The sequence below is a fragment of the Bartonella sp. CM31XJBT genome, assembly GCF_028618555.1.
In the GTDB taxonomy this organism is placed as follows: Bacteria; Pseudomonadota; Alphaproteobacteria; order Rhizobiales; family Rhizobiaceae; genus Bartonella.
Map to the genome: position 1 here is coordinate 62,846 of NZ_JAQITD010000001.1, position 19,884 is coordinate 82,729.

17 protein-coding genes and 1 tRNA gene are annotated in these 19,884 nt (G+C 43.8%); 1 reads left to right on the forward strand and 17 read right to left on the reverse strand.

The genetic code is table 11. The annotated features are described in order from the left end of the window. Nucleotides 1–617 precede the first annotated feature (617 nt). The 4 genes from holA to PVV63_RS00265 all read right to left on the reverse strand — a co-directional run bounded on the left by holA (nt 618) and on the right by PVV63_RS00265 (nt 4,388). The gene (gene holA, locus PVV63_RS00250; RefSeq protein WP_273790093.1) at nt 618–1,658 is read right to left on the reverse strand and encodes a DNA polymerase III subunit delta; all 1,041 of its coding nucleotides are present in this window, start codon (nt 1,656–1,658) and stop codon (nt 618–620) included. Between the two features lie 4 nt (nt 1,659–1,662). Next, nucleotides 1,663–2,457 (reverse strand): ABC transporter ATP-binding protein, encoded by a 795-nt coding sequence (locus tag PVV63_RS00255; protein WP_273790094.1) that lies wholly within the window; start codon nt 2,455–2,457, stop codon nt 1,663–1,665. After that, a complete protein-coding gene (locus PVV63_RS00260; protein ID WP_273790095.1) occupies nt 2,450–3,346 on the reverse strand; it encodes an ABC transporter permease in 897 nt (298 codons plus the stop codon). Before PVV63_RS00260 ends, PVV63_RS00255 begins: the two co-directional genes overlap by 8 nt. Before the next feature lie 64 nt (nt 3,347–3,410). Then, complete coding sequence (locus PVV63_RS00265; RefSeq protein WP_273790096.1) at nt 3,411–4,388, reverse strand: ABC transporter substrate-binding protein; 978 nt, start codon at nt 4,386–4,388, stop codon at nt 3,411–3,413. 186 nt (nt 4,389–4,574) lie between these two features. Here PVV63_RS00265 and PVV63_RS00270 point away from each other — a divergent pair. Beyond that, nucleotides 4,575–4,649: transfer RNA gene (locus PVV63_RS00270), tRNA-Gly, on the forward strand. Between the two features lie 278 nt (nt 4,650–4,927). On the opposite strand, the gene PVV63_RS00275 is transcribed toward PVV63_RS00270, so the two are convergent. From PVV63_RS00275 to PVV63_RS00335, 13 genes are all read right to left on the reverse strand, one after another. Beyond that, complete coding sequence (locus PVV63_RS00275; RefSeq protein WP_273790097.1) at nt 4,928–6,388, reverse strand: replicative DNA helicase; 1,461 nt, start codon at nt 6,386–6,388, stop codon at nt 4,928–4,930. Beyond that, nucleotides 6,345–7,367 carry a phage late control D family protein gene (locus PVV63_RS00280; RefSeq protein WP_273790303.1) on the reverse strand — a complete coding sequence of 341 codons (1,023 nt, stop codon included), beginning with the start codon at nt 7,365–7,367 and terminating at the stop codon, nt 6,345–6,347. The genes PVV63_RS00275 and PVV63_RS00280 overlap by 44 nt, the downstream gene beginning before the upstream one ends. Beyond that, complete coding sequence (locus tag PVV63_RS00285; RefSeq protein ID WP_273790098.1) at nt 7,367–7,621, reverse strand: tail protein X; 255 nt, start codon at nt 7,619–7,621, stop codon at nt 7,367–7,369. The genes PVV63_RS00280 and PVV63_RS00285 overlap by 1 nt, the downstream gene beginning before the upstream one ends. Then, the gene (locus PVV63_RS00290; protein WP_273790099.1) at nt 7,618–8,079 is read right to left on the reverse strand and encodes a phage tail protein; all 462 of its coding nucleotides are present in this window, start codon (nt 8,077–8,079) and stop codon (nt 7,618–7,620) included. Before PVV63_RS00290 ends, PVV63_RS00285 begins: the two co-directional genes overlap by 4 nt. A gap of 13 nt (nt 8,080–8,092) precedes the next feature. Beyond that, the gene (locus PVV63_RS00295) at nt 8,093–10,429 is read right to left on the reverse strand and encodes a phage tail tape measure protein (protein ID WP_273790100.1); all 2,337 of its coding nucleotides are present in this window, start codon (nt 10,427–10,429) and stop codon (nt 8,093–8,095) included. Between the two features lie 131 nt (nt 10,430–10,560). After that, nucleotides 10,561–10,974, reverse strand: coding sequence for a hypothetical protein (locus tag PVV63_RS00300; protein WP_273790101.1), 414 nt, complete (start codon nt 10,972–10,974; stop codon nt 10,561–10,563). Between the two features lie 9 nt (nt 10,975–10,983). Then, nucleotides 10,984–11,502: a phage major tail tube protein gene (locus PVV63_RS00305; protein WP_273790102.1), complete on the reverse strand. Its 519-nt coding sequence runs from the start codon at nt 11,500–11,502 to the stop codon at nt 10,984–10,986. A 3-nt stretch (nt 11,503–11,505) separates the two neighbouring features. Beyond that, complete coding sequence (locus PVV63_RS00310) at nt 11,506–12,789, reverse strand: phage tail sheath C-terminal domain-containing protein (RefSeq protein ID WP_273790304.1); 1,284 nt, start codon at nt 12,787–12,789, stop codon at nt 11,506–11,508. A 204-nt stretch (nt 12,790–12,993) separates the two neighbouring features. Further along, nucleotides 12,994–14,352 carry a Bgr_08870 family protein gene (locus PVV63_RS00315; RefSeq protein ID WP_273790103.1) on the reverse strand — a complete coding sequence of 453 codons (1,359 nt, stop codon included), beginning with the start codon at nt 14,350–14,352 and terminating at the stop codon, nt 12,994–12,996. Nucleotides 14,353–14,365: 13 nt separating this feature from the next. After that, nucleotides 14,366–17,509: a DUF4815 domain-containing protein gene (locus PVV63_RS00320; protein ID WP_273790104.1), complete on the reverse strand. Its 3,144-nt coding sequence runs from the start codon at nt 17,507–17,509 to the stop codon at nt 14,366–14,368. Nucleotide 17,510: 1 nt separating this feature from the next. Then, nucleotides 17,511–18,629, reverse strand: a complete 1,119-nt coding sequence (locus PVV63_RS00325) for a phage tail protein (RefSeq protein ID WP_273790105.1) — start codon at nt 18,627–18,629, stop codon at nt 17,511–17,513. Beyond that, entirely contained in the window at nt 18,629–19,510 is an 882-nt protein-coding gene (locus PVV63_RS00330) for a baseplate J/gp47 family protein (protein ID WP_273790106.1), read from the reverse strand. Before PVV63_RS00330 ends, PVV63_RS00325 begins: the two co-directional genes overlap by 1 nt. Next, nucleotides 19,503–19,883 (reverse strand): GPW/gp25 family protein, encoded by a 381-nt coding sequence (locus PVV63_RS00335; RefSeq protein ID WP_273790107.1) that lies wholly within the window; start codon nt 19,881–19,883, stop codon nt 19,503–19,505. The genes PVV63_RS00330 and PVV63_RS00335 overlap by 8 nt, the downstream gene beginning before the upstream one ends. Nucleotide 19,884 lies beyond the last annotated feature (1 nt).

Genomic DNA, 19,884 nt, shown 5'->3' on the forward strand with positions numbered 1-19,884 from the left:
ATGTGAGAAAAAATGATGAAAAACGCTTTCTAATGCTAAAAACTGTAGCAACATTAGAGGCTAGCAAAGTATATAATGAGTGTCGACTTGCACTTTTATTAAGCGTAAAGATAGAGTTGCTCTATGGGTTTTATATTCTTCACAAGGAACTTTACTTCTACACCATTCATAAACACCGCCGCGAAATAGATATGACGCGCATTAAAAAATATTTCTAAGAAAGCGTATGAATCTACCATACAAGTGTTTTCTGTTGTTTGAGATACTCTGTTTTACATGGGGGTGTTACTCCATTAAGACTCTATGAACCAACCTAATATTCACCAAATATCCACACAAAAAAACATCGAATACATAAAATTTGATATGAGCCTCGTATCACTACTCTAAAAAACAGTACTTTACGATACAACAAAATAATAAAACTGTTTCAAAATGGCCTTTTGAAAATAAACTATTTCTTTTGAAGAAAAATTTCTATCAAGCTTTCAAGCTCCTAAAATGCATCCTCAAAAATACAAGTTCCACCAACCTCTACTTGATAGCATAACAGTTTTAATTGCTGAAAATGCCTCTGTGGTATACCAAAAATAAAAAATCATTATATTTCTAGGCTGTTAAGCTGCCATCTGGCGTCGTGCAATAATTGTAAGCCCTAACAAAACTTGACGAATGATAGCTTCGCCCAAAAGTGGATTTTTACGACTGTCTAAAACAGCACTCTGAATTCTTTCCATTGCATAAGAAATTTGTTCTAATTTCCAATATTTTAAAGCTTGTTCAACGATCTTTTTCCGTTGAAAAAAAATGGGAGGACGAGCTTCAGAAACCACCGTAAAAGGCGATTTTCCTTCAACCTCTACCTGATAACGCAATAGCTGTAATTGCTGAAAATGCCTTTGAGCTGTACTCAAAATTAAAAAAAGTGCCCCATGCACTGCTGCATGTCGGTTAAAATGCGCTTCAAAGCCTGATATATCGCCCAATAAAAGAGCATCAATGACTTCATCTTGAGAAAGAGCACTGACATCGCTTACAACAGCTTTCACATCTTCAAGAGTAATATGAACATTTGCAGCGTAAAGACAAAGCTTTTCTAATTCACCTCGTGATACAAGGCGATCCGCCCCTAAACATTCATGCAACCATCTACGTGCATCTAAAGAAAGAGTCTTCTTAAACTGTCCTAAAACCTCATCAATCAACCCGTCAAGAGAACGCATATCATCGGCAAAACAGGGCAAAGCCATCGCTTTTGATGCCGTTTCAACAGCATTGCGCAACCCTGTTCCTTTTTTTAAATCCCCTGATTCAATGAGTATAAAACAAGCTTCTGGTGGCTTCTCAATTAAAAGTTTTAAGGCAGCAAGAAAACCTTTTTGATTAGCCGCATTAGAGATCCATATCAAACGATCTCCCCCAAAAAGCGATAACGTACGCGCTTCATTTTCCAAACGCGCAGGATCTTTATCAATTTCAGCAGCATCCAAACGAATTGTCGAAAATGGATCTTCTATTGCTACCTGTGTAAGTTTTGCAAAACATTGTGCACGCTCACAAACAAGACCACGATCTGGCCCATAAATGAGAACAATAGGAAAAGCACGTGAAAAACGCGTTAAAAACTGATCAACTTCATGTGCTTTTTTCTGAGCCACATTATTAATCCATTAACAGTTCATCATCATCAAGAACTTCCCCGCGAACTTTCTGAAACATGCCAATTAAATCATTGACATTCAATCCCTTACGCTCTTCATGACAGACATCCAAAATCACTTTTCCACCATGCAACATCAAGGTGCGATCGCCATAATCAAGAGCCTGACGCATAGAATGAGTCACCATGATAGTCGTTAATTTTTTCTCTTCAACGATTTTTTCAGTCAACCGCATCACAAAATCAGCCATTCCAGGATCAAGTGCTGAGGTATGTTCATCAAGCAATAAAACATCCGCATGTGCTAACGTTGCCATCACAAGACAAACTGCTTGGCGTTGCCCACCTGATAAACTATCCATAGGATTATGAATATATGCTTCAAGACCAATGCCTAATTGAGCAATTTTCTCTCGAAAAAATTGCCGTTTCTCATAATTTAAAGCTGCACGCAAACCACGACGACTTCCTCGAAGAGCAGCAAGAGCCAAATTTTCTTCAATTGTTAAAGAACCACAACTTCCCTCTAACGAATCTTGAAAAACACAAGCAATTTTTCCAGCGCGTTCACTGACTGATTGCCTAGAAACATTTTGTCCATTGATAACCACTTTCCCTGTTGAAGGAAGCGTTGCACCCGCTAAAACACTGAGCAAAGTTGATTTACCAGCACCATTTGAACCAATAACCGTAACAAAACTACCCTGATCAATTTTCAGGTTAATATCAATTAAAGCCTGTTTTTCCAAAGGTGTTTGCGGTTTAAATGTGACCCCAACATGAAAAAATTCAATCACGTTTACGCCTCCTCCAATAGCGTGGCACAATAAGGGTTAAAATAACCAACAGTGAAGTAATCAACTGAAGATCTGTCGACGTATCAATACCAATTCCATTTGCTTCAAATGCAAATTGCACCGCCACACGATAAAGCACAGACCCTACAATACAGCTGATTATAATCCAAAAAATATTGCGCGTACGAAAGAGAGTTTCACCGATAATCACGGCTGCCAATCCAAAAACAATTGTTCCAATTCCACCGGTAATATCTGTTGCAATCGCAGTTTGAATATAAAGAGAACCACCAAGTGCCACACACGCATTGGAAAGCCCCATTCCAAAATATATCAATGCTGATGTATGAACACCTTGCGCCGTCGCCATGCGTGGATTAGCTCCCATTGCACGCATAGCAAGACCAATTTCACTTTCCAAAAAGCGCCAAATCAAAAACGCCATAACGAGCAACACAATACCAACGAAAAGAGGGCGCACAAAAATATCAGACAAACCAAACAGATTATAAAAGGGCGTTAACGCCGTATCAGCAAGAGCTAAATTAACATTAGACCCTCCCATAATTCCCATAATACGAAGATTAACCGTATAAAGTGCCGACATTGTTAAAATAGAAGCTAAAAGATTCAAAATGCCAAAACGCAAATTCAACATAGCCGTTAATAAACCAGCCACCATACCTGCACAAAAAGCACATGCCATAGCTGTCCATGCATTGAAACCCAAGAGAATCAAAACACCACAGACACAGGAACCAAGAAGAAACGATCCATCAACTGTTAAATCAGGAAAATCTAAAACCCGAAATGAAAGATAAACCCCTATAGCAACAAACGCATAAATAAGGCCTAATTCCACAGCACCAGAAAACGCAAATATATTCATGTAAAAACAATCTCCATGAAAACTTAACGTATTTTTATAGGATCAACACTTTGATCAATAAAAGTTATTGAATCACTTTTGTTGCACGGTCAATAACTGCCTGCGGAATAACAATCCCTGCTTTTTGGGCTGCTTTCAAATCAATTCGAATGTCATTATTAGCTGCCTGTACAACATCAATATCACCAGGTTTTTCACCCTTTAGAATACGCACGACCAATTTTCCAGCATCAACCCCTACATCATAGAAATTCACACCTTGCGTCATAAAAGGCCCGCGCCCGATAGTATTAGCATCAACAGTAAATACAGGCATATTGGCTTCCTCTGAGACCTTTATTGCACCTTCTAAAACAGATAAAATCGTATTATCAGCAGGAACAAAAATAATATCGACCTTACCGATTAAAGCGCGTGTTGCTGCCTGCACATCTGAAGGCTTTGGTGCCGATGAGGGAATAATTTCAATTCCAGCTTTTTTTGCTACATCCTTTAACGTTTTAAGTGTCGAAACAGAATTTGCCTCAGAAGCATTATAAAGATAACCAATTTTTTTCAAATCTGGTTTTACTTCTTGTAAAAGTCTAACACTTTCTGCAACATCTATACGATCAGAACTCCCCGTCATATTACCGCCAGGTTTGGTAAGTGAAGAAACGATTTTAGCTCCGATAGGATCAGAAATCGCTGCAAAGACGATAGGAATTGTTTTTGTTGCCGCAAGCATCGTTTGTGCTGAAGGCGTGGTAATTGCTACAATAACATCTGGTTTATCACCAACAAATTTACGTGCAATTTGCGTTGCTGTTGAAATATTACCCTGCGCTGATAAAAAGGTAAGTTGAAAATTTTCACCTTGCTTATAACCATTTGCTGCAAGCACATCTTCTACACCTTTACGAACAGCATCCGCAGCAGGATGGACCATAATTTGCGTTATTGCAACTTTAACGTGTTTAACTTGGTCATCGGCCTTTGCAACACTGTTCATCATAAAAACAGTTGCAATGATAATCCCTAATATATTTATTCTCTTCAACATTATATTCCACCCCTCTCCATGCAAAAATTAAAAAAGGAATAATTTATTACTGAAGAATTTTCTAAAATCAATCTTTATTTCATTTTATTTAAACATGGACAAAATAAATCAAACTAAAATGATATTTTTTTGTTGCAATTCGTAGAAGCCTACGCCATACAGACAAGACATATATCGAATCGGTAAGCGGGTGTAGCTCAGGGGTAGAGCACAACCTTGCCAAGGTTGGGGTCGTGGGTTCGAATCCCATCGCCCGCTCCATTGAATTTTGTATTTATTCGTTCTTGTGTGGAGTTATAGCTTGTCATCGGTTGTTGTAGCTGTATGTATCTTGCCAGCAGGTTTTGTATATTTTTCCACTCGGTTTTGTATCAATTTACTTTTTTCAAAGTTGTAGCTTGCCAGCAGGTTTTGTATATTTTGACACTAGGTTTTGTACCAATTTATTTTTTCTCAAAGAGTTTTAAAGATGTTCTCAAAGGGTCTTCAAATGCCTTTCAAAGGGTCTTTAAAGCTCTCTTTAACGCATTTTTCTGCTCCTATTTTTCCAAATCACTAAAGCATGTAAAATCGGATTGAAAGGCAAGGGGAACGATTCCTGTCGGACCATGGCGTTGTTTTGCTATAATAACCTCAGCTTTACCCTTGGCTTGCTCCATTGCCTCTTGCCATTTGTTATACTCAGCAGTGCTTTCTTTGGGTTCTTCATTTTTGAGATAATATTCTTCACGATAAACGAACAGAACAATGTCGGCATCTTGCTCTATTGAGCCAGATTCACGTAAATCGGAGAGTTGTGGACGTTTATCGGTTCGGTTTTCAACTTGACGTGAAAGTTGTGACAGAGCAATGATGGGAATATTGAGTTCTTTTGCAAGTGCTTTTAATCCGGTGGTAATGGCTGTAATTTCTTGAACGCGGTTTTCTAATGAACGCTTTGAACCGCTTGTCATGAGTTGGATATAATCGATAATCAAGACATCTAGACCATGTTGTCGTTTAAGACGCCTTGCACGGGCGGCTAATTGTGCAAGGGATACACCACCCGTTTGATCAATATAAAGAGGGATTGTTTGTAAGGAACGCATTGCGTAAATGATGTTGGTAAATTGCTCCTCTGAGATATTACCACGACGCATATCAGAAGAAGAAACCTTTATTTGTTCTGAGATAATACGAGTTGCAAGCTGTTCGGATGACATCTCAAGTGAGAAGAAACCTACAACGCCCCCTTCATTTTCTTGGCTGTTATCACGCTTACAAGCATTGGCAATATTAAAAGCAATATTGGTCGCCAGAGAGGTTTTCCCCATACCAGGGCGCCCTGCAAGGATAATTAAGTCAGATGCTTGTAATCCTCCCATTTTTTCATCAAGTGTTTTGATATGGGTAGCTATCCCTGAGAGCTTTGAAGAACGCTTTTTTGCAGCGCTTGCCATGTTAAGTGCTTTTGCAATGGCTGTATCAAAGTTTTCAAACCCACCTCCATATTTTCCTTTTTCGGCGAGCTCAAATAACTGATTTTCAATCGTTTCAATTTGTTGGGAAGGTGTAAGTTCGACAGGAGCATCAAAGGCTGTATTGGCAACTTCATTGCCAAGATTAATCAAAGACCGGCGGATAAAAAGATCGTAAATGACGCGTCCATAATCTTCAGCGTTAATAATAGTGACTGCCTCTGTGGTTAAGCGAACAACATACTGGTATACAGTAATATCTCCAACTTTTTCTTCCATTTGGATATAGGGCTTGATTGTAATGGGGTTTGCAAGATGACCATTTTGAATAATTTGTAAGACAATCTCAAAGATCTTTTGATGTAGCCTTTCAAAAAAATGTTCTGCTTTAAGAAAGTCTGAAACGCGATCGAGTGCATTATTATTAATCAGGATTGCTCCAAGTAATGCCTGCTCTGCTTCAATATTATGGGGAAGTTGACGAAAAGAAGAAGCAAAATTATCTCTTGGATTTTCTGTTTTTAGCATGTTCAGTGTTCTCATTGCTTTCTTTTCCCTTGTCTGGTGCCTCAAAGGTGATTTCTGTGGTATAACCGCTTTGTTTTTCATAGCAGTGGGTGACGGTCGCAGCTTTCCATGGACCATTGATTTGCCCACGGAACCCTTGAAGAAGCAGAGGTTGATCCGCCATGATTTCAGGGCGTCCCTCTAAGGTCAAGGAGCCACTGCCCACAGCACGACACAACCTGTCCGACTCGGAAGCAGCAGCAGCTCGTGCTTCCTCCTCACAAGTGTAACAAGTCCGTAAACGCCGCACGGGACCGCTAAACCCTGTCTGATGCTTGACTTGGCATTGCTGCCCTTTTGAGCGATCAAAATAAGAAGCTTCAATAGTGCCATATTGCGTGCGTGGCTCTAACGTAAATTCCCAGTTGGAACAGTCGTGTTTATGAAGTTTGAGTGCTGGTAAATTGTCACCGCTTAAAAACAAAAACTTATTGTCCTTGACCAAAAAACGTGCCTGCATACGGTCTGCAAGGCGGGTTAAAAAATCAACAGCCGATTGATCCGTACGAATCACATAAGGCAAAGGTTTTTTAGTGAACTGGGGACTGACCTTTGCTTGATAGCCATGGCGTTTGGCGAGTGTCTCAACAATCTCCCCAACAGTTTTGTGATCAAAATGCTCACTCACCTGTTCTTTGAGCTCTTTACGCATCGAGGCACTTTTGCCACAAAGACGCAAGATCTCTCCATCACTGCCACCACAACTTACAACCGATTCGACAACAAAACACCCCATAAATGCACTGATGCTGTTCTCATAGCCAAAGATCACCTGTAGCGCACTGTTGCTTGAGGGAACCTCTAAATCATTGCCACCATCATCAAATTCTGCTTCAAATGTATCGGCTTCATTACCGGCATGGTCAGTGATGGTTGCGGTTAAAAGACGCTGGTAAAAAACCTCATGAACAGGTTTGTCTCCCACCTTGACCACAATAAAGGGGTGTGTACGCATTAATCCCATAACCGCTTCACCATGCTTTGGGGATTAGAAAACACAAATTCAGGCAAAGTAACCGTTAAGCCCCGCGGTAAAAGCACACCATATTTGGCAATCTCTGGATTGGCTTCCAATGTAGCTTCTAAATAGCCATTGAGTAAACCAGCTTGCCTCCGGTCTCTGAACACTGCCATGACATGGTGAAAGCAAAGGAGATCGAGGCTCATATCCTCTAGCTCTACAACAACATGCTTTTCTGGTATCTTCATGGAGTTTGCCCCACTTGGGTTTGTCCCACCTGATATTGTCCTTGTGGTTTTCCGCCATTAAAAAAGGGCAAGAGCGTAATGGAATAGCGGATGCGCTGGGATTGACCAGAGCGACTAATATAGTCGTGGTCTTTATTGATCGTGGTGATCACCACGGGTCCATGGAGAAGGACACTATAGGTGGTATCATTGATCCAATGAAGCATCTGCACCGGCTTTGCTCTTCGGATAGTTGTAGTGATGGCATCAATGGCTACCCGATCACCAAATTCTTCTGGAAACCAAACTCCATGAATGGTCTTTGCATCATTGCCATAGCCGGTAAATTGCAAACTGGGTGCCTTGCCAAAACGCTCCATACAAACCCATGAGGCAGAAAGCTCTTCTTCAAAAGATTGGAAATTCAGCCAGTCCACATAAAATTGATGCGGACCTAACATCATCAAAGGATCTCTCATAGGCTCCCTCCCCTCATTCTGTCCCGCCATGCAGAGCATTAGCGCGTGCACGTTGAATGGCATGGGCAACCGCACGACCAGTGGACACAGGATCACGGGCGCCATTGACATGCACTGTGACATTTTGATTGTGTGTGATGGGGGAGCGCTCTTTGTCTCTTTGCTCTCTCACAGAGTAATTGGCATACCCCGCCCCTGCAAATTGTGCAATCGGTTGAATGGTTGTTTTGCCTCCCAAAAAACTTGGCAAAAAACCTCTTACATCAATGGACCCAAACCACCCCTTAATGCGATGAGGTAAAGATTTACAATAATCCATCAATTGTGAGATAGACGACATAAAGCCATCGACAATCGAATTAGCCAGATCTTCGCCCGCTTGTTCCATACCAGCCTTGGCACTCTCCGAGAGCTTTTCCTGTGTAAAAAAACTCTTCAACCATTGCCAAAAGTTGGAAAAGCTTTGTTTAACGCCCTCCCACAAATTGCCAAACCACTCGGCAACAGAGGAAAGCTCTTGTTTAAACTTTTGCCAAACTTGAGAGAAATCAAAAGCAGCAGCAATGATATTTTTCCATTTGGTGATGGTGGTGGTATCAGCACCAAAAAAGCGCATAACGGCTTCAAAGGCTTGCCCCCAAGCCCGAGATACCCCCCGTGCCAAACCTTTGACAAATGAAGAAAAACGGTCCCAATATTTCCACAAAGCAAAACCAGCTGCCAGTATGACCGCCACAACAGCAGCAATGACCGCCCCTATTGGGGTAAAAATACCCCCCACAACAGAGGAAAGACTTGCCCCAACCACTTCGATCACTGTCCCCATAAAGCCAAAAGAGGTAGAAAATGCCGCACCTGAAACGGCTATCCCTCGTAAAGCCCCTACCAGTAAAGTTATGGGGCGAAGAAGACGCAGCGCACTTCCACCAAAGCTTGCTGCTATTAAACCCAGAGAGCGCCCTGCGGCTGCTAAGCCCCGCCAACTTGCAGAAAGACCACGACTGAGTACTCTAAGCTTAATAAAAGACGTGATCAATTGAAGAAACCCAAGGCGTGTCCCGGCAAGAGTAAAGCGCAAAACCCGTAGAGCAATATTAAAAGCCATAAGGGCGGCAATGGTTTTGATAATGGCACTTGTTAAAGTGGGATGGGCATTCGCCCACGCCATCAACCCATTGGTAAAATTGCCAACACTTTCCATCAAACTGTTGAGGGGGGGCAGAAGCACTTCACCAATGCTAATCCCCAAAGCCACAATGCGGTTTTGCAACAATTCAAATTGCCGCATGGCACCGGTTGCTTGTTTGTCTGCTTCTTGCTCTACCGAACCTTTAAAGACTTGTGGATCTTTCACATAATCTAAAGCTTGCCCTAACAATTCGGGATTGCCCACCAATTTGGCAAAATCACCGGTAAAATCGCGCCCAGCAATGGCAATCAGGGAACGCATCCCCTGTTCGGATTTACCCAACACATTAAAAAAGCGCACCAAGGTACCTGTGGCATCTTTGTCCAGATCTTGCATGAATTTTTCGCGAGAAAGCCCGATATTGGCAAAAGCATCTTCAATATGTTTGCCCCCCGCCTGTATGCGCGCACTCATGGCATTAAAACCACGCGCGGCACTCTCTGGAACAATCCCAGCAGAAATCATCGCTGTACCAAATGCTGCTGTTTCGCGCGCGGTCAGCTTAAACATGGTTGCCGCACCGGTGGCTCGATTGGTAAAATCAGACACCTCACTTGCCTTTGCCGCCATGTGATTAGAGAGATGATTGATAGCATCGCCTAGATCTTCAATGCCTGCTTGATTAAGCTTAAAGACATTGCGCAATTTGGCAAAGCGCTCCCCAATCTGATCTCCCGTCATATCAAAAGCTACAGCTGCTTTAGCGGCATAGATGCTAAAAGCTTCTAGATCTTGTTCGCCAATCCCTGCTTGGCTGGCACTGGTCATCAATTCTAAGACTTCACGCGCCGCTAGCGGAATCTTGGTGGAGGTTTCAAGCGCAAAACGGCGCAATTCCTTTAAGCGATCAAGGGGCGCATCCAGAACCTTTTCCAAGCCCTTCATCGATTGATCAAATTGCATGGCTTTATAGAGGGGTGCAATTAAGGTTGCTGTTTGCGCAATGGCACCCACCATACGCCCGCGTGCTTGGATAAAAGCATTTTCCGCATTGGCTGTAGCTTGGCTCAAATGTTCAGGGTCAAACCAATTTTTAAAGTGTTGCCTTGTCTTGTTTTGGAAATGCGCAACATCTGAACTAAAGGCTGCAAGATCTCGCTTGGCAGAAGCGATCCCCTCTTGCAGATGATTAACAAAACGCACAACAAGGGAAACATCCATGATCGTCTCTTATCCTAACTGATGACTTTCATATTCTTGAGCTTTCAGGCGTGCGAGTTCTTCTCGATAGGCAATCACATCCAGCCAATCCATCTGGTTAATCTCTGAAGGCGCCCAGTGATAATAAAGGGCTAGTTCTGCCCCAAATTGTCTGGCAGAGAGGATTGGCGTTGCGTAAAAAAAGCAAAAAAAGCCTTCAATATTGCGACAATATCCATCACATCAACTCGATCAATCAATTCAATAGATTCATGTGACATATCAGCCAAAAGTGCTGTGATGCCTTCTGTTGCCTCACTTGTGAACAAAACTTGAGAAAGCTTCGTGATAAGCACATCATTGCTCAAAGTTGTTTTTTGCTCTCCAAACTCAGGAAGCAGCAGCTCTGTCAATTGTGGTCCAATGAGCACCGCTAATTGCTTGGCATGCTTAAAAGTGGGGCGATAAAAGGTCAGTTTCTTGCAGAGAGATTCTTTGCCACCTTTATCTTGATAAGGAAGCGGAACCTGCAATTCCACGTCAATGCTGGTTTGTAAACTTGTCATGATCAATTCCTATAAGTTGAGAATAGAGCGGCGGCGAGAACCAATCTCTTGCCCATTGCGGACAAGCCAGCCGCCCCGTTTAAAAGAAAAGCGGTGCAAAACAGAGCCATCCCAAAATTCCGTATAGTCCCAAACATTTTTGATCTCGCAATCATAGCCTGTCGCTTTTCCAGCCGTTAAGCCTTCGCTATCCACTTTGACCAAGCGCCCTGTCACATCAATGGAATGCTCATGCTCGCGTCCATCTTCTTCAGAGATCACATGTTTTTTGCCGGTAAATTTATGACGAAGACCAGGAGGACCACCAAAGATGCCGATAATTTCGGGGGTGTGGCTGCGGATTTTCATTTGCATGCTCAAAGCTTTCACACCAAGACCGCTCACATCAATTTGCATATCAGAGCCGCCCGGTTGATAGGTTTCAGTGATTTCTTCCAACGTGGGCAGTTTCAATGTCTCAAGATCAAGGTGAAGATTCACATCATCATCAACAATCAAGGTAAAACCGCGTACAATGCGTAAAGTCATGCTTTAACTCCTTGCTGCTTTGCGATAAGTTTCAAGCGTATCGCCAAATTGATAAGTCATTTTCTTTTGGATATCTTGCGCCAAACGGTCAAAATAAGCGCTATTGCGCCGGCTGCCGAAACTCAAATCTTCTAAAGGTGGCACTTCTTCTGCATCAAATTCCACCCGCAATTTTCCCAATTGTAAAGTGCTGTTGGAATTTAAATCGCGGTCAAACCAAACCCGCCCACCCAAAAGGGCACCACGCGCAATCATATCATCAAGAAACTGTGTAAGGCTGCGGGTAATGGCAATAACATGTTGACCGGTCAGATTCTCGTCATTGGCCCAAGGGCGGAAACTGTTGATGATGGTTTTTTCCAATGCTGCACGGGTGCGCACCACATTGACAAAGCGCCACAATGGGTCACTAGAGGTGGTATGATTTCCCCATAAAATGCGGCCATTGGCGGCAAATTGACCTTGGGCATTTTGGCTAAGGAGGGCGGGAATAAAGGTCGCAATATCGGCTTGGTTAAGGCGATTTGCCTCATGATCAATTTCACCATCAAAATAGCTAATGGGGCGTGCCGTGCCTAAAATGCCTTTAACATCTTGGTTGGAAGGAGACCAAAAAACACCACCCCTTTGCTTATCACGTTTGATAAACATGGCGGCAGCAAAAGGACTTGCGGGTTTAACACTAACACCCCCCTCACGATTTGCCACCCGTACAAAGGGGTCAATCAAATAACAAAAGCGTGAGGAAAAATCTGCGCGATAGGCAAGGCTTTCTTCCGCATTTTTACCCCCCGTATCAAACACGGCAATCGCTTGTAGCTTTTCTGCCACTTGTTCCAATGCATCCGCCACGGGGTTTTTGCCATTATCAAAGCGCCCTGCACTATAAGCCGGTGCCAGTAAAATCCCAGGCTCTACCCCTAAATGCCCCCGCGCATGCGCTAAGGCATGCACACCAGTCAAAGCCGTATTGGACCCCACCATCTCAGTTTGTGTCTCAGCAATGGTTGATTTTTCTTCCACACGCACAAGGATAATTTGTGCCTCAATCCCCTGTGCGCACACGGCTTTAATCACATCAAGAGCCGTGCCTCTTGTTCCAAGCTTTTGGATTTTCTCACCCTCATGGCTAAAAATAAGGACAGGCTCGTCGAGGGGAAAAATTTGGTTGTCAGCATCAGGGGCTGTAACAACCGCCCCAATGGCGGTCTGATCAAATGTTGCTAAAGGACGGGAATCCTCACCAGCCTCTACAATGCGAATCCCATGATTAAATTCTATTGCCATCTTGCTCTCCAAATCAATGAAGAGAGAATAACAACCATCACCATGCTCCATAAGTCTGACACTGTCAGTCAAAAAGCTCTTTAAAGGGCTTTGAAGGAGCTTTAAAGGGGACTTTATAAGAAGAAACTATACAGTTTACAAGCCATCAGACAATAATTGTCCGTTTAGAGCGTATCATTCGTTTTTTATACTTGCATAAACCATTCATTCTTTCCATAATCTTATAAGAACGGCACCATCAGCTCCAGCACCGCTTGGAGAGGAATCTCCATGAGAGCCAGCACCACCTCCACCAAAACCACCCCCTCCTTTTCCTGAAGCACGAAAACCTTTTCCTGTTCCTCCAGGACCACCTCGAGATGTATCACCCCCAGCATCACCTCCACTTCCACTTACACCACCACGATTACCATCTGTTCCAGGATGGCCATTCTCGCCCTTGAAAAGACCGGGGCGATCATTCGTCGCCAAGCCAAAATTTCCCCCCACTCCTCCAGCTCCACCATTTCCTGGAAAAGATGATGAATAAGCCCCTCCACCACCATGACCTCCTGTTGCTGTGATAAAATCCTTGCCAATGATTGTTGTTCCTCCAGAGTTTCCTGTCGCACCACGCGAGGCAACAGAAGCTCCTCCTTTTCCAACGATGATAGCTTCATTCCCAGCTAAACTCGCTTTATAGCCATACCATACTGAACAACCACCACCACCACCTCCTCCTCCTAAACTTGGTGTATCAGATCCACCCCCACTACCGCCGCCGCCCCATGCTTGGATCTCAACTTTGGTTTTATTGCTTACCCAATCTGGCCACTGAATTTTACCATCCTGCGTATACAGCAATTCAGCATCAGCAAGTTCTGGCCAATTAATGGGTTTATCAGTAAAAACTTTTTTAAGACTCTTTATTTCTGCCCATATTTCCTGCTTGAGGGCATCCACTTGCGCCTTGGTATAAACAACATCACCGTCCACTTTAAGCGGTCCTTTAAGAAAGCTTCCGCTTGTGCTTAAACTGGTAACCATTTCACCATTGTGGATGAGGCTAAACGACGAATTGCCCAAAAGCTCTAAGGCACCACTCATAGTCACTTTGCTGGTAAATTTATTGTAATTTTTCCATTCATTTGGACTTGTGAGGCGTCCATAGCTTGTCAGATCTTCGTTGATTTTGGTTCTAAAATCATCAAGCCCCACAATATCTTCGGTTTTATGTTGATGCGCGCCTAACAGAGAGATAGCACTCCCAAAGGTGAAGTTATTATTGCTTGATTTATAGAGAACATAATTGTTGGCAGCATCTTGTGCACCCTCGATATCACCTAAATCTTTTAAAGTGAAAGTTTTATCCGCTGCCATCTTGCCCTTCAAGGCTGCTTCAAGATCTGTGACATCACTTATGCTATGCGTGTGTTTTGAAGGCGCTTTTTGGTCTACCTTGTCCTCAATATCAACAATGGCTTGATCAATTTTGGTCAAGTTTTCGCGCAAGATTGGGAATTCAGAACTGATAAAACGACCTTCTTTAGGCAATTCCATGTCGAGTTTTTTGGTTTTTGTCATGTCTGTTTTCCCATCACAATATGCCGGCGCCAAAATCACACACCATTGACCGCGCTGCTGGTCCACCGGTAAGGGTGAGTTTGAGGCGCGCTTGTTTGGCGCCTTTATCACCACTGATAAATTTGCGCTCTGTCCAAAGGGGCTCGGATAACTGCTCTGTTTCCTCTAATGTGAGAGGAACAAAAGCACCATCATCCAGTTGCATCTCGAGTGTAAATGTTGCACCGCCTGGTAAAAATGTTTTGATATAACTGGTCAACCTTGCCTTTTCCCCAAAGGCAAAAGCACGCGTGACATAAGTGGCTTCTTTATGGATCTTCCCCGCAACCAATTGAACAGGAGCAAACAAAACAGGTGAGAGTTTCTCTGTTCCTTTAAGAATGGCACGAAGTTTTACTTTTTCACTGATATATTCAGTAAGGCTTAGCAATTGAAAGGGCAGGAGTTGATAAATTGTGCCATTGTTTCTTTCAATTTCAAAGATGACAGAACAATCGCTTGAAGGCAATTCAATCGCTGCGCGTACTTGCAAATCAGAGCAGTCCACAAGATCAAAAGTGCCTAAGTCTACGACTTTTTCTGTTTGTGTGTAGCGTGCCGCCAGCACCCTAAAAGCTAAAGCCTCATCTTGATGAGCGGTCCAGCTCCTAGCATTGACAGAAGAAAAGCGTGGACCGGTCACGTAAGGGTGGCTCGAGACGTATCTTTGGTGTTCTGCATCAAAATCTCCAAGCTTTGCTAAAGAGACGGAATGATCAGCATCATCGGTTTTAATGACAAAAGCCGTTAAACGGTCATCCATCACAAGGAGTGGTACATCATAGCGTGCCTCTGCCCAACCTAGCTTTGCGCCCTTCATAGAATAAAAGCTTTGCGCTTGAATATCGGCGGTCGGATAACCGTTTTCTGTGGTGACCAAATCAATCACCAGATCATGGTTCTGATTGCCGATTTTACAAAGATGAAAGTCAATTCCGGTGATTTGCCGTGTTGCATCAGGGGTAAAGACTTGCGCTTGTGGGTCCACTTGCGTCCAGATCTTCACCGTGGTGGTGCGCCGCATCACTTTCACATCAATCACGCCTTGCCCTGTAAAAAGACCCGTAGCAATGGTTCCACCTTTTCCCCGTGCCACAACATTTTTTGTGCCAGCGGTGATATTTTTAGGAATGGTAAAGCTTCCTTCAAGGGTGCCTTTGGTGTTAGCAACAAGCTTTGTTTTTGGTAAAACATTCACACCATCAAAGGTAAGACTTTCCAAGATTTCGCTACTGCCAAAACCTTCAATTTTAAAGTGAAGGGTAATTTGTCTTAAAAAGTCGATTTTCTCTTGGGTTGCACTCACCAAATCATCACTGATTTCTGTTTTACGAATGCTTCTCCCACGGTTCCATCCCATGTTCAGTTGATTGGTGATACCCGAGAGCCAATCTGTGCGTTGTTCATGCCAAAAGTCTGTCGCGGGTTCAAGGGTTACTGTACCAGGCAGGGGTGCAAAATTTTGATAAGGATTGATTTTTTCGCAAGCCGTTGTCAACTCTTGCGCAATAATCACTTCATTTGTCCAGTCAAGCGTGACAGGCGCTGTAAGATTAGCGGTGTAAAAGGTTGGGTCAATGGCAAGCTGCAAAATGCCATTGCCTACAGCACCTGTTTGTTGAAAGCCTTCATCTCTGTAACTATCATCAAGAAAAGGGTCTGCAAACATGCCCTTTTTGGCAACAGGTTCTTTAGAGTCCACATTGCTTTTAATGCGCTCTAATTGCATGAGACGGTCAAGCGAAAGCACCCGTTGAAAATAGCGCCACATCTCATCATAGGGGGCAACCCGTGTGCCATCATTGACCACAACCGGCGTTTCAAGCCAATTGTTGGTAATGGTTGCAAGGGACAACACATCATCAGGGACACTGGGTGCCATGGGTTGGTCTACTGAGATACCTTTGATGTAAACCACATTGCCCCCCGTGTTCAGTCCTATGCGGTCAATGCGGGGCAATTTATAAGTGTAACTGACGATAATATCACCACCCTCCGCCCCACCTGAGACTGTGATTTCCTTTGCTGTTACCTTATCAGCGGTAATTTTTGCGCGATAGCGATAAGTCACCTTATAGCTACTTCCCGCTAAAGGTTCGTCTCCTACGGGCGCCCAATCAATGGTGTCTCCGGTTTTTTTAAAATCTGTGCCTTCTTTAAATTCCTTGCTTCCTTGAACGACTTTGATAAACGCGGTGATGCTTTTATCAGGAACCCCATCACGCCCTGCGGCAACTGCACCACGGGTGACGTTAACGGTTTTTTCTTTTGTCAACAAAAGAGACTGAATATCGGCAATAGGAAAATAATAGGGTTTAAAGGTAAAGCTTGTTTTCCCTTTTGAAGGCGCAAAAATATGCGTTTCGCTTGGAACAACGCTTGTCGAAAAATCTTGCATCTCTTCATGGCGCAAGGCGGCAAGGCGTTTACGTTTAAAGCCATTGATATTGGCTTCTCCTTCTTGAATACTAAACACTTGGCAACTGTTGTTTGGTCCTAATGCTGTCACACGGCAGCCACTCACGATATAATGCCCATGGGCGCGGTCGTACGTCGCAATAGCTTGCATGGCGGGTTCAAGCAATGAGGGGGATTTTTGATCAATCAGAACACCATCTTGTAAAATATAAACCGGAAAGAAAGTGCCATTCTGCGCATCCTCTTTTAGTGCCCAAACAAGCTGTGCTGTTTCGCGTGCGGCACCAGGCTCTCCTTCTGCCAATGTGCCAGGGACTTGCCCCAACAACTCTGGATCATCCTCATGGGTTATCCATTTTTTTTGCAGCTTCACACCAATTTCCAAGCGCCCAATCATGGCAACATTGTTGAGTACAGCTGGTGCAACGGGGAAAATATCGCCTGCGATATAAATCTTGCCATCCGTTAAAGTCACTGTTTGCGTATCTTTGTTGACAAACGCATCTGCTCGTTCAACACGGTCTCCTTCTTTGGCAACAAGGCGCCCCAAACGGTCATGCCGTCCCCTTATAATGGTTTGAACCTCATTCAGTTCACCACTTTGAATAAAGGGACGCGTGCCATAAAAGACAACACTTTGTTGTTCCTCTTTGCCGCGAGATCTGTCAATTGCAAAGGGTAAACCACTTTCATGCTTCATATTAAAACCTCAATAAAATCTTGAATTGTTCGCGAACATCGGCACGCAAAGGAATATTGATAGGTGTTTTGAGTATCTCGACACCGCCATTTAGTTCATTGGCGTCACACCAAAGCTTGCCAAAGGGGATATCAAGAGGGACATCTTGTTTGGGAATGCCGTGAACGAGAATAGAAACAAATGCTGCTTGTTTCCCATCAACATCGTGAAAGTCTGTGCGTGCTGCCAGAAACAACAGAGTGCCCATCGAGGAGGGCTGAAACCTGACGCCACAATGGCTGTACACACCATCCAAAGCTTGTTCGACAGGCGCTACAGCATAGCATCTGCGATACCCAATCACGCCATCTTGGCTGTCTCTTAACACGAGATAAAGCGTGCGACCATGAAACCATTCTGCCATGAGCATATCGCGTTCATGTTTTTTGACCGAACACCACGGAAAATTTGCCAAATCCCAAGGATAATCGATTTGGTTCCAGCTTAATTCTTCATCCCCATCATCTATCCAATTGCCAATAAGTTTGCCTTCTTCTCTTGTGAGAATGCGCTCTATCTCTGTCGTGCGTCCAAAGGAAAACAAAGTATTCCCAGCTGTTAAGCGCACACCGCTCTCATACTCCAACATGCTGTCATCAAGGCGTGACATATTGCCTTCCATGGCTTGCACATCATACCCCGCAACACCACGACGAAAATCGGAGCGCAAACTTTTGGAGAGATCTGTAATCGCTTCAATAGCTTCAAGGCTTTTGCGTTCAGGCAACTGATCAAAATCAAGTTGAAAGGAATTCCACCATGCTCGCCCTGTCCATGCGGGTTGAAAGCGTGCCGAAATCCCTAGCCATTCAAGCCCCATCTCTATTGCCGCAAGGGAGCCGCGAATATTTTGCCATGCAAGACCCTGATCAATTAAATCATAAAGGGTAGAGAAATAAGGGTTTAATTCTTGTAAGCCATATTCGTCTATTAAAAAGGGCAACCAAGAAGGCGGACGCGTGATAAATTTCGCGCGGGGTATTTCTTCGAGTGCCGTTTTAACGTGAGGGTCAAGAGCCATTGCTTCGGCAAAACAACGTTCAAACAAGCTCGAATTTGGAGGCAAAAGTGAGGAAAGCATCAATAAGCACGCCCCCGTTCAGACAAGACAATATCCCCCAAAGCTACAGCTTCATCAGGTGCGACCAAAATATCCTCACAAGGTTGCGTTATGTTCACATGGTGAACGCCCTCAACCATCAAGCGGCTTAGTATCCAACTTAAAGACAAATCACGCCCAAGCCTTTGCGCACGCGCCCATTCTGCTCTTAAATTCTGCTCCGCTCTTTCCAAAACAAAGGAGCCTTCATCCGGTAACAACCAAAAATCAGCAGAAACATTGATCATCCGCTGTACCGCGCTTTTCACAAGGATGTGGTCATTGGTCATTTTAACATGGGGGGCATCAAGGGCTGCTTGCACCTTTGCAATTAAAGCCTCATCAGCCACCCCTGAAGGGGCGTCACTGAAAAGCGCAACATGAATAAGCGGACTTTTACCCTCACGATAAACAAAAGCATCTTTGACATGGATATCGCTTGAGAGGGCAAAATATTGATAACGTGGCGCTGTGCCACCTGTGGAATGTCCTTGTCTATTCAAGCGAATGCGGCGGCGCAAACGCTCATCATCTTCATCCAAAAGGCGCGTGACCCCATGAAAATCCCCCAAATGATCCAAACTTGTTCCACGCGCAAATGTGAGTAAATTATCCCGCGCCACTTCATTAATTCGCTGGCGCAATAGCAACTCTTCATAAGCCGCCGCTTGCAATTGAATGACAACCGGATCATAAGCCGTCTTTTCCACATTATAAGGAATATGATGCGCCGCAAAAAGCTCAGTCAAACGCGTGATCTTTTGCTCTAAAATTGCTTCAACAGAAAGCTCTTCAATAATTTGTGGCAGAGGGAGTTGTGGAGGGGGAATCTGTGAAAAGGATAAAGGTTCAAACTCAGTCATCACCAACCTCTAAATCAATACTCATTGGTTCTTGGTGTGACCAATCCCCCAAATGCCCATCGGGATAAAAAACACCCGTTAAAACAAAATGGAATGTGCCTTCACGCGTTGCTTTTGTCAGATCAATCCTCTGCAACGAAAACCCAGGATCTCCACACTCTGGATCATCGAGTGCTTCAACAATTGCTTGATAAAGCTGCATCATCGTCGCAGGATCAGCATTGGCGTCTTGGAATGCTCCAACATCACATCCATAATGACGACGCAAAACCCGTGTCCCAATTCTTGTCGTCAGACATTTACGGAGTGACTGTTGACAATGCGCAAAGCCATATAAAAGAGAGCCATCCTTTTCGCTCATCCCGCACCGCATG

Excerpts from the sequence above, each read along its gene's own strand:
- PVV63_RS00260 (WP_273790095.1), bottom strand. The coding sequence starts at position 3,346 with ATGAATATATTTGCGTTTTCTGGTGCTGTGGAATTAGGCCTTATTTAT.
- PVV63_RS00265 (WP_273790096.1), bottom strand. The coding sequence starts at position 4,388 with ATGTTGAAGAGAATAAATATATTAGGGATTATCATTGCAACTGTTTTT.
- PVV63_RS00275 (WP_273790097.1), bottom strand. The coding sequence starts at position 6,388 with ATGAGAACACTGAACATGCTAAAAACAGAAAATCCAAGAGATAATTTT.
- PVV63_RS00280 (WP_273790303.1), bottom strand. The coding sequence starts at position 7,367 with ATGCGTACACACCCCTTTATTGTGGTCAAGGTGGGAGACAAACCTGTT.
- PVV63_RS00285 (WP_273790098.1), bottom strand. The coding sequence starts at position 7,621 with ATGAAGATACCAGAAAAGCATGTTGTTGTAGAGCTAGAGGATATGAGC.
- PVV63_RS00290 (WP_273790099.1), bottom strand. The coding sequence starts at position 8,079 with ATGAGAGATCCTTTGATGATGTTAGGTCCGCATCAATTTTATGTGGAC.
- PVV63_RS00295 (WP_273790100.1), bottom strand. The coding sequence starts at position 10,429 with ATGGATGTTTCCCTTGTTGTGCGTTTTGTTAATCATCTGCAAGAGGGG.
- PVV63_RS00300 (WP_273790101.1), bottom strand. The coding sequence starts at position 10,974 with ATGACAAGTTTACAAACCAGCATTGACGTGGAATTGCAGGTTCCGCTT.
- PVV63_RS00305 (WP_273790102.1), bottom strand. The coding sequence starts at position 11,502 with ATGACTTTACGCATTGTACGCGGTTTTACCTTGATTGTTGATGATGAT.
- PVV63_RS00310 (WP_273790304.1), bottom strand. The coding sequence starts at position 12,789 with ATGGCAATAGAATTTAATCATGGGATTCGCATTGTAGAGGCTGGTGAG.
- PVV63_RS00315 (WP_273790103.1), bottom strand. The coding sequence starts at position 14,352 with ATGACAAAAACCAAAAAACTCGACATGGAATTGCCTAAAGAAGGTCGT.
- PVV63_RS00320 (WP_273790104.1), bottom strand. The coding sequence starts at position 17,509 with ATGAAGCATGAAAGTGGTTTACCCTTTGCAATTGACAGATCTCGCGGC.
- PVV63_RS00325 (WP_273790105.1), bottom strand. The coding sequence starts at position 18,629 with ATGCTTTCCTCACTTTTGCCTCCAAATTCGAGCTTGTTTGAACGTTGT.
- PVV63_RS00330 (WP_273790106.1), bottom strand. The coding sequence starts at position 19,510 with ATGACTGAGTTTGAACCTTTATCCTTTTCACAGATTCCCCCTCCACAA.
- PVV63_RS00335 (WP_273790107.1), bottom strand. The coding sequence starts at position 19,883 with ATGCGGTGCGGGATGAGCGAAAAGGATGGCTCTCTTTTATATGGCTTT.